The sequence below is a fragment of the Chromatium okenii genome (assembly GCF_016583745.1).
Classification (GTDB): domain Bacteria; phylum Pseudomonadota; class Gammaproteobacteria; order Chromatiales; family Chromatiaceae; genus Chromatium; species Chromatium okenii.
On record NZ_NRRQ01000015.1, the window covers coordinates 51,154 to 64,989 of the forward strand.

General features: G+C 49.7%; 5 protein-coding genes. All 5 read left to right on the forward strand.

The window, feature by feature from the left end; translation table 11 throughout:
• Positions 1-7 precede the first annotated feature (7 nt).
• On the forward strand, positions 8-1,507 hold the full coding sequence (locus CKO12_RS07745) for a helix-hairpin-helix domain-containing protein (protein ID WP_200154160.1): 1,500 nt from the start codon (positions 8-10) through the stop codon (positions 1,505-1,507).
• A gap of 78 nt (positions 1,508-1,585) precedes the next feature.
• Positions 1,586-4,417, forward strand: a complete 2,832-nt coding sequence (gene ileS, locus CKO12_RS07750; RefSeq protein WP_200154161.1) for an isoleucine--tRNA ligase — start codon at positions 1,586-1,588, stop codon at positions 4,415-4,417.
• A 148-nt stretch (positions 4,418-4,565) separates the two neighbouring features.
• Positions 4,566-4,778: a type II toxin-antitoxin system HicB family antitoxin gene (locus tag CKO12_RS07755; RefSeq protein ID WP_200154162.1), complete on the forward strand. Its 213-nt coding sequence runs from the start codon at positions 4,566-4,568 to the stop codon at positions 4,776-4,778.
• Between the two features lie 158 nt (positions 4,779-4,936).
• Positions 4,937-7,768: a valine--tRNA ligase gene (locus tag CKO12_RS07760; protein WP_200154163.1), complete on the forward strand. Its 2,832-nt coding sequence runs from the start codon at positions 4,937-4,939 to the stop codon at positions 7,766-7,768.
• A 94-nt stretch (positions 7,769-7,862) separates the two neighbouring features.
• Positions 7,863-13,836 (forward strand): InlB B-repeat-containing protein (locus CKO12_RS07765; protein ID WP_200154164.1); only part of this gene is annotated, 5,974 nt, incomplete at its 3' end.

The window sequence follows — 13,836 nt, forward strand, 5'->3', positions numbered from 1 at the left end:
TACAGTTATGTCAAAAATCATTACTTGCACTACCCGCGACGGTCAATCCATCGCTTTTGTTGATGACATCATTGGCTCTGGTGCCATGAAAGATGTGTATTTTTCACCGGATCGTTCTTATGTCGTCGCGTTTTATAAAACGCCGCAGGATTATCAAGCGCAAGAACGTTTGCAAATGATTGTCGGCAAATACCGCGAGAGCATTTTTAATCAAATCGGTGGCGAGTATTGGCAGCATTTATTTTGCTGGCCGAGCGCGATGTTAGAATATGAAGGACGGCTAGGCTTGATTGCGCCGACGTATGCAGCGCATTTCTTTTTTGAGCATGGCTCAAAAAATAATGACATGCTCAGTATTAAAGGCAAAGAAAAAGAAGGCAAATGGTTTGCGGCTGCCAATTTGCGCCAACGCTTTGTTGATCCGCGTGAGTTGGGCAATTGGCTGAATCATTTGAAAGTTTGTTTATTACTAGCGCGAGCAGTGCGCCGGTTGCACATGGCGGGGCTGGCGCATTCCGATTTATCGTATAAAAACGTTTTGGTTGATCCATCACGCGGTTTAGCTTGCGTGATTGATGTGGATGGATTGGTGGTGCCGGGTAAATATCCGCCCGATGTTGTTGGAACGCCGGATTTTATTGCGCCAGAAGTGGTGAGCACCAGTCATTTATTGAAAGACGATCCTTTGCGCAAATTGCCGCGCCGTGAAACGGATTTACACGCGCTGGCGGTGTTGATTTATATGTATTTGCTCTATCGTCATCCGTTGCGCGGTAAAAAAGTGCATGATGTTTCTGATGAATTGCGCGATGAACAATTATCAATGGGTGAGCGGGCATTATTTGTTGAACATCCCACTGATGCCAGCAATCGTATTCACACCAAAACCGCAAAACCCACTGAATTGCCGTGGGCGGATACTGAAAAGCTGCCATATACGCTCACTGGCCCGTATTTATCGCCGCTCTTTCGCCAAGCATTGATTACTGGTTTACATGATCCCGCGCAGCGTCCATCGGCGAATGATTGGGAAACGGCGCTGGTAAAAACTGTTGATTTGATTCAACCCTGTCTCAATCCGCAATGTGCGCAACAATGGTATGTCTTTGATAATTCAACGCAGCCCTGTTGCCCATTTTGCGGGACGCCATTTCGTGGCAAATTGCCCATTCTCAATCTGTATTCTTCGCGCAAAGAGGGACAATTTCGTCCCGATAATCATCGCTTAATGGTGTGGACGGGACAGTCGTTATTTTGGTGGCATGTCAATACGCAAATCGCGCCGAATGAAAAGCTCACTGAAACAAAAAAACAGCGCGTTGGTTATTTTGTTTATCATGCTGAACGTTGGTGGCTGGTGAATGAACGATTGCCTGATTTGCTTGATGTCGCTACTAAAACGCCGATTCCCGTTGGCAGCAAATTAGAATTGAAAGACGGTCAGCAAATTTTATTAGCCAAAGGCGACGGCGGGCGGCTGGTGGTCGTGCAAATGGTTGAATCTTAACCCTACGCAACTGCGTTATTAACACCGCAGCGGTTTTTTACAAGGAACCGCTATTAAAAAAATAGGAGCAAGACTTGAGTGACTGATTACAAACACACGTTAAATCTTCCGCAGACTGGTTTTGCGATGAAAGCCAATCTCGCTACGCGTGAGCCAGAAATGCTGAAGCGTTGGGAAGCGATGGAGATTTATGCCCGGATTCGCGCCGCTCGCGCTGGTGCGCCAACATTTATTCTGCACGATGGCCCGCCGTATGCAAATGGCGAGATTCACATTGGTCATGCCGTGAATAAAGTTTTGAAAGACATCATTATTAAAGCGCACACGCTGGACGGAATGAATGCGCCTTATATTCCGGGCTGGGATTGTCATGGGCTGCCGATTGAATTGCAGGTTGAAAAAAAGAAAGGCAAACCCGGTCATAAAATTACTGCGGCTGAATTCCGCGTGGCTTGCCGCGAATATGCCGCCGCGCAGGTGGACGGGCAGCGCCGCGATTTTAAGCGCCTCGGCGTGCTCGGTGACTGGGAAAAGCCTTATTTGACAATGGATTATGCGTTTGAGGCGGAGACCATCCGCGCTCTGGGTCAGATCATCGCCAACGGGCATTTGCAGCAAGGCGAGAAGCCGGTGCATTGGTGCATTGATTGCGGGTCGGCGCTGGCGGAAGCCGAGGTGGAATATGCGGATAAACAATCACTTGCGATTGATGTGCGCTTTCCGGTGGTCGATCCGACTGCGTTTGCAGCTTGCGCGAGCACCAGCCCGACTGGTTGCGGCAGCGGCGCGATGTCGGTGGTGATTTGGACGACGACGCCTTGGACTTTACCAGCAAATCAAGCAGTTGCGTTCAATGCCGAGCTAGATTATGTGATTGTGGAGGCGCAGACCGCGCACGGCACCGAGCGCCTGATTCTCGCCGAAGGGCTGTTGAAAGATGCGATGGATCGTTGGCAAATCACGAATTACCGCGTGGTGGGCGACGGGCGCGGGCGCGATTTCGAGGGGCAGCAGCTCAAACATCCGTTTTATAACCGCGCTGTGCCGATCATTCTCGGCGAACACGTCACGCTGGAAGCGGGCACCGGGGCGGTTCATACCGCGCCCGGGCACGGTTTGGATGACTATCTCGTGGGACTGCGCTACGGGTTGGCGGTCGATAATCCGGTCGGTGGCGACGGGCGGTTTTTGCCAGATACGCCGTTATTTGCCGGTGAAAACGTGTTTCAAGCCAATGCGCATGTGGTCGAAGTATTAAAAACGCACGGCGCGTTATTATTGGAAACGCGCTTGACGCATAGTTATCCGCATTGCTGGCGGCATAAAACGCCAATTATTTTCCGCGCAACTCCGCAATGGTTTATTAGCATGGAACAAGCGGGATTGCGTGAGACGGCATTAAATGAAATTGGCAACGTGAATTGGTTGCCGGAATGGGGACAAAGCCGCATTGAAGGTATGGTGCGCGGGCGTCCAGATTGGTGTATTTCGCGCCAACGTACTTGGGGCGTGCCGATTCCGTTATTCATTCATAAAGCCACTGGTGAACGGCATCCGCGCACGGCTGAATTATTGGAATTGGTGGCGAAACGGGTTGAAAAACACGGGATTGAAGCGTGGTTTGAATTGCATCCGCGTGATTTATTGGGTGATGAAGAAGGCGCACAATATGCGAAAATCACCGATACGTTGGATGTGTGGTTTGATTCCGGTGTAACTCATGCTTGCGTATTAAATCAGCGCGATGGTTTACACGCACCCGCCGATTTATATTTAGAAGGTTCCGATCAACATCGCGGTTGGTTTCAATCGTCGTTAATGACTTCGGTCGCCATGCACGGCTGCGCTCCCTATCGCCAAGTATTAACGCACGGTTTTACCGTCGATGCGAAAGGCGAAAAGATGTCCAAATCGAAGGGCAATGTCGTCAGTCCGCAAACGGTAATGAAAACGCTAGGCGCGGATATTATTCGCTTGTGGGTTGCAGCAACCGATTATCGCAGCGAGATGAATGTCAGTGATGAGATTTTGAATCGCACTGCGGATGCGTATCGGCGTTTGCGCAATACTGCCCGTTTTTTACTCGCCAATCTCAACGGCTTTGATCCCGCAATTCATGTGGTTGCCCCAGAAGATATGCTGGCGCTGGATCGCTGGATTGTGGATCGCGCCGCGCAATTGCAGACTGATATTATTGCCGCTTATCAGGATTATCAGTTCCATTTAGTTGTGCAAAAGGTGCAGCAATTTTGCGTGGTTGATTTAGGCGGTTTTTATCTTGATGTGATTAAAGATCGTCAATATACCACGCCAACCGATAGCCGCGCTCGGCGCTCGTGCCAAACGGCAATGTTTCATTTAATTGAAGCAATGAGTCGCTGGCTGGCACCGATTTTGAGTTTCACCGCCGATGAAATGTGGCGCGAGATTCCCGGTCAACGCGATGACACGATTTTTACTGCCGTTTGGTATAACCAATTATTTACGCTCACTGCCAACGATCCGCTTGATCGTGACTGTTGGGAACAGGTGATTGCAGTACGCGCTGCGATTGGGCCGGCATTAGAATCTGCACGAAAGGCGGGAGAAATTGGTTCGGCGTTAGATGCGGAAATCACGTTGTATTGCAGTGATGCTGTGCTGGCGCAATTAAAACAACTCGGCGCTGAATTACGTTTTGCATTGATTGTGTCTGAAGTGAAATTGCTGCCGTTAAGCGAACGGACAGCAGAAGCCAACGCGACTGATTTAGACGGACTAGCGGTGCGCGTTTTGGCATCTGTTTATCCCAAATGCGTGCGCTGTTGGCATCATCGCGCTGATGTCGGTCAGCATTCGGAACATCCCGAATTGTGCGGGCGCTGCGTGGATAATGTGACTGGTGCGGGTGAATTGCGCCGTTTTGCGTAAATCCCCCAACCCCTCTTTTTCAAAGGGGGGCTTTTTGCGCGTTCCTTTTTCAAAGGGGAATTTTTGATGATTCGCGTGTTGTGGGCGGGAATCATCAACTCTTTTTGCGATGCGCAATATAAATTAACCATTTGTTTGTAAAGTTGCGATGATTCATTACAGTATTTTCATTCAGTGGTCTGAAGAAGATCAGTGTTATATCGCGTCGTTACCTGAGTTTGAGCCTTATGCACACACGCACGGCGCAACCTATGACGAAGCCTTGCAACAAGCTAAAGAAGTTTTGGCGCTGTTAATGCTGGAAACTACTCCATTACCACAACCCATGACCTATTTTTCTAATCAAGTGTTGTGCGTTTAATGGCAAGTGATGAAACTCTCACTCCTTTATTTTCAAACTGAGAATAGCTTTTTTGATAGTCACCCGATTTTTTAACCCGCCGAGTTGTCGATTTGCAGTGATCCATTGCGCGATTTCTAAAAACTCACAACTGTAAAAACCCCCGAGCTTAAAATTCCATGCTAGACAAAAACTACGATCCGCAAGCCATCGAAACCCGCTGGTATCAATTCTGGGAAGCGCGGGGCGATTTCGTCCCGACTGCTGCCCGTCAACCGACTGCTGCGCCTTATTGCGTGATGATTCCGCCGCCGAATGTGACCGGCAGCCTGCACATGGGTCATGCGTTTCAAGACACGATCATGGATGCGCTGATTCGTTATCACCGGATGCGCGGCGAGCCGACGCTGTGGCAAGCCGGCACCGATCACGCCGGAATTGCGACGCAGATGGTGGTCGAGCGGCTGATTAACGCCGATGGTCAGACCCGTCACGATTTCGGGCGCGAGCAGTTCATCAAGCGCGTGTGGGAGTGGAAGGCCGAATCCGGCGGCACGATCACGCGCCAGCTCCGGCGGATGGGCGCGTCGCTTGATTGGGAACATGAACGCTTCACGATGGATGACGGGCTGTCGGCCGCCGTGCGTGAGGTGTTCGTGCGGCTGTTTGAAGAAGGCTTGATTTATCGCGGCAAGCGGCTGGTCAACTGGGACCCGGTGCTGCACACCGCCGTCTCCGATCTCGAAGTGTTATCGGAGGAAGAAAGCGGGCATCTGTGGGAAATGCGTTATCCGCTGACCAACGGCACCGGCGACCTCGTCGTTTCCACCACGCGCCCCGAAACGCTGCTCGGCGACTGCGCCGTCGCGGTCAATCCCGAAGACGAGCGGTATCGCCATTTGATCGGCGAATTCGTCCATCTGCCGCTGACCGGGCGACGGATTCCAATCATTGCCGATGAACACGCTGATCCGACCTTCGGCACCGGCTGCGTCAAGATCACGCCCGCGCACGATTTCAATGACCATCAAGTCTGGCTGCGCCACCGCGACGAGACTGCGATTGCTGACCAACCGCACGGCGGCTTAATCAACATTTTCACGCCCAGCGCCAGCATTCGCGCCAATGAAGCGGACGAAGGGCAACTGCTGCCCGCTGCGTATCTCGGTTTGGATCGGTATGAAGCGCGGAAGCGGATCGTTGCCGATTTGGACGCGGCGGGATTGCTGGCAGCGGTCAAAGACCATCGGCTGCAACAGCCACGCGGCGACCGTTCGGGCGCGGTGATTGAGCCGTATCTCACCGATCAATGGTATGTGCGCGTGGCTCCGCTCGCCGCGCCAGCGATCAAAGCGGTCGAAAATGGCGACGTGCGGTTTGTGCCCGATAACTGGAAAAACACCTATTTTGAGTGGATGCGCAACATTCAAGACTGGTGCATCAGCCGGCAAATCTGGTGGGGACATCGGATTCCGGCGTGGTACGACGCGGAGGGCAATGTTTACGTCGGGCGCTCGGAGCAGGAAGTGCGCGATAAACATGGTTTGGGCGCGGAAGTGGCGCTGGCGCAGGATGAAGATGTGCTGGATACCTGGTTTAGCTCGGCGCTGTGGCCGTTTAGCACGCTGGGCTGGCCGGAATCGACCGAGCGGCTGGCAATGTTTTATCCAACTTCGGTGCTGGTGACGGGTTTTGACATCATCTTTTTCTGGGTAGCGCGGATGTTGATGATGGGCTTGAAATTTATGGACGCAGTGCCGTTCCGCGAGATTTACATTCACGGTCTGGTACGCGATGCGCACGGCGATAAAATGTCGAAATCAAAAGGCAATGTACTTGATCCAATTGATTTGATTGACGGGATTGATTTAGAGGCGCTGGTAGAAAAGCGCACGAAAGGAATGATGCAGCCGCATCTTGCCGCCAAGATTGCCAAAGCGACGCGCCAAGATTTTCCTGCTGGCATTCCCGCATTCGGCACTGACGCGCTGCGCTTTACTTTTGCGGCGCTGGCAACGACCGGACGTGATATTAAATTTGATTTAGCGCGTACCGAAGGTTATCGCAATTTCTGCAATAAATTATGGAATGCCTCGCGCTATGTGTTGATGAACACCGAAGAGCAGGATTGTGGATTGGGAAGTGAATCGCTCGAATTATCTGCTGCTGACCGTTGGATTCGCGCCCGCTTCAATGCGACCGTTATTGCTGTCACCAGCGCAATTGATGTGTATCGGTTTGATTTAGCTGCGCAAGCGATTTATGAATTTACTTGGAATGATTTCTGCGATTGGTATTTGGAATTATCCAAACCGGTTTTAACTGGCGATCACGCCAGCGCCGCTGCCAAACGCGGCACGCGCCACACGCTGATCACGACGTTGGAAACATTGCTGCGGCTGGCGCATCCGATCATGCCGTTTATCACCGAAGAGATTTGGCAGAAAGTCAAACCGCTGGCGGGTGTGGACGGCGACACAATTATGCTTGCGCCATTTCCGCTTGCTGATGCTGGCGCGGACGATTTGCCAGCAGTGCGCGAAATCGACTGGGTCAAGCAGTGCATTTTGGGCATTCGCCGCATTAAAGGCGAAATGAATATTCCGCCCGGTAAACCGCTGCCGCTATTGGTTGCGAATGCGTCAGAACAGGATCAACTGTGGTTAAAAACGGCGCGTCCGTATTTAGATTTTCTCGCTCGCACTGAATCAATTACCGTCTTGGCGAATGAAGCAGACGCACCAGAAGCAGCAATGGCGCTGGTGGGCGCGATGAAGTTGTTGATTCCAATGGCGGGGTTAATTGATAAGGACGCGGAATTAAAACGGCTGGATAAAGAACTGGCGCGTTTAACGGATGATAATGCGCGGATTGAGCAGAAATTGGCGAATGCCAGTTTTGTGGATAAAGCGCCAGCAGCGGTGGTCGCAAAAGAACGCGAACGGTTAGCGGAAAATGCGGCAGCAATTGGGAATTTGCTGGCGCAGCGCGACAAGATCGCGGCGCTTTAATTGTTTTAGCCCCCTTTTTGCAAAGGGGGGCTTTTTAAGCCTTTGGTGGAATTAGAGTAATTATTGCGGGCTGATTCACTTGGGAGCGGCAACGATGTGTCATCTTCATTCAATTTTATTATTAACACGCTGGCTTTTAGTGTTTTGTGTTATTGGTGGTTTGAGTTTTCCGGCGGGGGCGGCAACTGAGATTATCGTCACGACCAGCGATGATATTGTTAATGAAACAGACAGCGTTATTTCGTTACGGGAAGCTGTTAGTAGTGCAATTTCTGGAGATACTATCGGATTTGATCCAGCACTTGCGAGTCAAACAATTACTTTAAGCGAGCAAATTAGTATTAGCGAATCGGTCACTATTAACGGAAATGGAGTAACAATCAGCGGCGGAAATTTATATCGCGTGTTTGAAATAAATAATAGCGCCGCAGAAGTCGGCATGAATAATTTGAAAATTGTGAACGGACATGCAAATTATGGCTCTGGGATTTATAACTCAGGAGAACTCAGTCTCAATCATTGCACCTTAACTGGAAACACCAGCACCGATGTTTCTTGGGGCGGAGGCGCAATTAAAAACCTGAATATATTATCTGTTAAAAATTCTACTATTTCTACTAACGATGCAACAGTTGGTTTGGGTGGTGGAATACTCAATTTTGGCTCTACGGTTGTAGAAAATAGCACTTTTAACGCTAATAATGCGACTCAAGGCGGCGGTATCTACAATAGTGATGGCAGCGATTTAACAATTACTAATTCAACCTTTTCTGGGAACAGTGTAACACTTCAGGGCGGTGGGATTTTTAATGCAGGAAGTGCAGGAAGTGTCACTACAAAAAACAGCACGTTCTCTGAAAACCACGCTGATGATCAAGGTGGTGGAATTTATAATGATGGCACTTTAACGATAGTAAATAGTATTGTTTCTGCTAATTCTGTCAATTCAGGTGGAAGTGGACCAGAAATTTTTAATGGAACCTATAACGGTGGGTATACATTTTCACCATCTGGCAACAATGTTTTTGGCTTTGATGGTGGCGTGGGAATCACTACGAATACAGATATATTTGCTGGCGGTTGTCATTGTGTTACGCCAACAACTGATTCAATCGCTGACATCATCGGTGATTTAACCAACAACGGCGGCCCCACGCAAACCCGCGCTCCAGTCTTTGGTGGATTAGCACACAATGCTGGTGATAACACTGTTATTGGTGGTTTGGAATACGATCAACGTGGCGGTCGGCGTATTCTTAATGGTCAAGTAGATATTGGTGCGGTTGAAGTGGGCACTGTGCCATTGAATGATACCGGTATTCAATTCTGTGGCGATTATTTGAGCGGTAACAATAGTCCCTGTTTAGATACCGAACCGGTCGGACAGGATGTGAACTATGGACGTGATGCCGAAGCTACCGACGGCACATTAACAAAAATCGGTGGTGGCGCAGCGGGTTTTGATTACACAAAAATTGCCAATGATGGGAGCAATTTAGCGGCTTCAGCAACGCTTGGTATTGCAAGTAGTGATTGGGCATGTACCCGCGATAATGTCACTGGTTTAATGTGGGAAGTGAAAACGGATGATGGTGGCTTGCGCGATAAAGATAATACTTATATTTTTTCTAATACTAACAACTACGTTAGTAATGTGAATGCAGCCGGGTTATGTGGTTATTACGATTGGCGAATGCCTACTGTAAAAGAACTGATGGGTATTACTAACTTAAATTTTTATAACCCTCCTGCTATTGATACCGATTATTTCCCGAATACATCGAATACGTGGTTTTGGTCATTTCGCTATGCCCACATCTCGTACTATGCGTGGGGCGTATTTTTTGGCTATGGCGACGCTACGGGTAACCATATGGCTACTGAATTCCGCGTTCGGCTCGTGCGCGGCGTACATTCTGTTGATACATTTATTGATAACGGTGATGGCACGGTCTCCCAAACAAACACTGCGCTAATGTGGGCTAAGTGCAGCGAAGGTCAGACCGACAATGGTACTGAGTGCGTGGGCACGGCAATGGAAAAGAGCTGGAGTGCTGCTTTAACCGCCGCAAATGATTCCCTTCTAGCGGACTACAGCGATTGGCGGTTGCCAAACGTTAAAGAGTTACAGGCTTTGGCAGATCACAACGTTTATTACCCTGCTATTAATAACAATTATTTCCCAAATACGCCTATAGCGTACTTTTGGTCAAGTTCTCCTCATGCTTACTACTTGAATGAAGCGTGGTTCGTGCATTTCGATACTGGCTACGTCCGCCACAAAGTTCGGAGCAACAACTACAAAGTTCGCCTCGTGCGCGGCGGACTCTCTTTTGATACTTTTGCATTAACCGTTAATAAAATAGGAACCGGCACAGGAACTGTTACCAGTAATGGCGATTTCATTAATTGCGGCGCGATTTGTTCTTATCCTTTTTTTGATACGACCCGCGTCACTTTAACTGCGATGCCAAATACGGGTTCAACGTTCACGGGTTGGAGTGGTGGCGGTTGTTCTGGTACAGGCACTTGCACGGTTACGATGAGCGATGCAAAAAATATCACCGCGAATTTTACAATCACACAACGAACACTTTCCATTAGCAAAGTTGGTAATGGGCGCGTATTCACTGATGATATCGCCATCGATTGCGGCGCGACCTGTTCCAACACTTTCAATTACGGCACCATTGTCACACTCAAAACGAGTTCCGATGCCGGTTATGTTTTTACCAGTTGGAATGTATGTACTGGTAGTGGCAATTGCGTTGTTGCAATGGACGCAAATAAAAATGTCACCGCGACTTTTACTCTCAATACTTATTCAATCACTGCCACCGCTAATCCCGTCGCCGGCGGCACCATCAATTGCACTCCCAATCCCGTAACACACGGCAGCACCAGTAATTGCACGGCAACACCTAATGCCGGTTATGTTTTTACCAATTTCACGGGCGCTTGCACCGGCACAACGTGTGCATTAACGAATGTTACTGCTAATAAAACCGTCACTGCAAACTTCACACTTAACACGTATTCAATTACTGCAACCGCCAATCCAACTGCTGGTGGCAGCGTAACTTGTTCACCCAATCCAGTGAATTATAATGGTACGGCGAATTGCACCGTAACGCCGAATGCTGGCTATACATTTAGTAATTTCAGTGACGATTGCAGCGGCGCAACCTGCGCATTAACCAATGTTACTGCTAATAAAACCGTCACTGCAAACTTCACACTTAACACGTATTCAATTACTGCAACCGCCAATCCAACTGCTGGCGGTAGCGTAACTTGTTCACCCAATCCAGTGAATTATAACGGTACGGCAAATTGCACCGTAACGCCGAATGCTGGCTATACGTTTAGTAATTTCAGTGACGATTGCAGCGGCACAACCTGCGCATTAACGAATGTTACTGCCGCAAAAGCAGTCACCGCGCATTTCGTCACCAGTGGCACCACCTATTCAATAACCACCACCGCTAATCCCGTCGCCGGTGGTACAGTGAATTGCACAACGAATCCAGTACCCGTTGGTGGCACAAGTACTTGCAGCGCCACGACCAATAGCGGTTATACCTTTGTCGGCTTTAGTGGTGATTGCAGCGGTGCCACCTGTTCATTCACCAATGTCACCACTAATAAAACGATCACAGCCAAATTTTTGCCCGTTGGTCATTTGAATGACACCGGCATTCAATTCTGCGGCGATTATCCCGGCGGCAATAACAATCCTTGTTTAGGCACTGAACCGGCTGGACAAGATAAGCATTACGGCCGTGATGCCGAAGCTGCCGCCGGCACATTAACAAAAGTGGGTGGCGGTGCTGCGGGTTTTGATTTCACGGCAATTGATGCGAGTGGCAATACAACCACGCCAACCAGCGGCGCTAATCCGCATCCGTGCGTGCTTGATAATGTCACCGGTTTAATGTGGGAAGTGAAAACGGATGATAATGGATTGCGCGATCAAGCTCATACTTATACTTTCGATGAAGCCGCTAGTTACGTTAATGCTGTCAATGATTTAAATCTGTGCGGATTCAGTGATTGGCGAATGCCAACAGTTAAAGAGTTATACGGTATTACCCATCTCGGCATTTTTAATTCCACAATTGATTCCACTTATTTTCCCAATACGCCGAATTGGTTGTTTTGGTCCGGTTCTCCGTATGCCAACGGCGCGAACTACGCGTGGTACGTGTATTTCGTCATTGGCAACGCCAGCTACGACCATCGGAACGGCAACAACCACGTTCGCCTCGTCCGCGGTGGACAGTCTTTTGATTCTTTTGTTGATAACGGCGATGGCACGGTTTCCCAGACGAACACGGGGCTGATGTGGGCAAAATGTAGTGAAGGGCAAAGCGTCACCGATTGCACTGGTACCGCGTCAACCAAGACTTGGAGCGAGGCGCTCACCGTCGCCAATAATTCCAATCTGGGCGGCTACAGCGATTGGCGTCTGCCCAACGCGAAAGAACTGCAAGCCTTGGTCGATTACAGCCGTTTTACCACAACAATCGACACCAGCTATTTTCCGAATACGCCAAGTTCGTGGTTTTGGTCCGGTTCTCCGAGTGCCGTCAGCGCGAACTACGCGTGGGGCGTGTATTTCAACAATGGCAACGCCAGCAACAACTATCGGTACAACGACGACCACGTTCGCCTCGTCCGCGGTGGACAGTCTTTTGATACTTTTGATTTGATTGTTAATAAAACTGGCACGGGCAGCGGCACCGTCACCAGCAATGGGAGTCTCATTAACTGCGGCGCGATTTGTTCTTATCCTTTTTTTAATACGACCCGCGTCACTTTAACTGCGACTCCCAACGCTGGCTCAACATTTACTGGTTGGAGCGGCGATTGCTCAGGCACGGGTACTTGCATCGTGACAATGGACGCGGTGAAAAACGTCACCGCGACGTTTGCAATCACACAACACACCCTTTCTATTAATAAAGTCGGCAATGGGCGCGTCTTCACTGATGACAGCGTAATTAATTGCGGTGCGACCTGTTCCAGTAATTTCGATTACGGCACCATTGTCACACTCAAAACGAGTCCCGATGCCAATTATGTATTCAGCGGTTGGGATGTATGTACTGGCAGCGGTGATTGTGATGTTGCAATGGACGCAAATAAAAACGTCACCGCGACATTTGAGCTCATTACTTATTTAATCACAACCACCGCTAATCCCGTCGCCGGCGGCACAGTGAATTGCACTCCCAATCCCGTAACACACGGCAGCACCAGTAATTGCACGGCAACACCTAATGCGGGTTATGTTTTTACCAATTTCACGGGCGATTGCACCGGCACAACGTGCGCATTAACGAATGTCACTGCCGCAAAAGCAGTGACGGCGAATTTCACACCACTCTATTCAATTACTGCCACCGCTAATCCCGTCGCTGGCGGCACCATCAATTGCACTCCCAATCCCGTAACACACGGCAGCACCAGTAATTGCACGGCAACACCTAATGCCGGTTATGTTTTTACCAATTTCACGGGCGCTTGCACCGGCACAACGTGTGAATTAACGAATGTCACTGCCGCAAAAGCAGTGACGGCGAATTTCACACCACTCTATTCAATTACTGCCACCGCTAATCCCGTCGCTGGCGGCACCATCAATTGCACTCCCAATCCGGTCACTGCTGGCGATTCAGCAAATTGCACGGCAACACCTAATGCGGGTTATGTTTTTACTAATTTCACAGGCGCTTGCACCGGCACAACGTGCGCATTAACGAATGTTACTGCCGCAAAAGCAGTGACGGCGAATTTCACACCACTCTATTCAATTACTGCCACCGCTAATCCCGTCGCCGGCGGCACCATCAATTGCACTCCCAATCCGGTCACTGCTGGCGATTCTGCAAATTGCATTGCCACGGCCAATGTGGGTTATGTTTTTACTAATTTCACGGGCGCTTGCACCGGCACAACGTGCGCATTAACGAATGTCACTGCCGCAAAAGCAGTGACGGCGAATTTCACACCACTCTATTCAATTACTGCCACCGCTAATCCCGTCGCCGGCGGCACCATCAATT

Excerpts from the sequence above, each read along its gene's own strand:
- CKO12_RS07760 (WP_200154163.1), top strand. The coding sequence starts at position 4,937 with ATGCTAGACAAAAACTACGATCCGCAAGCCATCGAAACCCGCTGGTAT.
- CKO12_RS07755 (WP_200154162.1), top strand. The coding sequence starts at position 4,566 with ATGATTCATTACAGTATTTTCATTCAGTGGTCTGAAGAAGATCAGTGT.
- CKO12_RS07745 (WP_200154160.1), top strand. The coding sequence starts at position 8 with ATGTCAAAAATCATTACTTGCACTACCCGCGACGGTCAATCCATCGCT.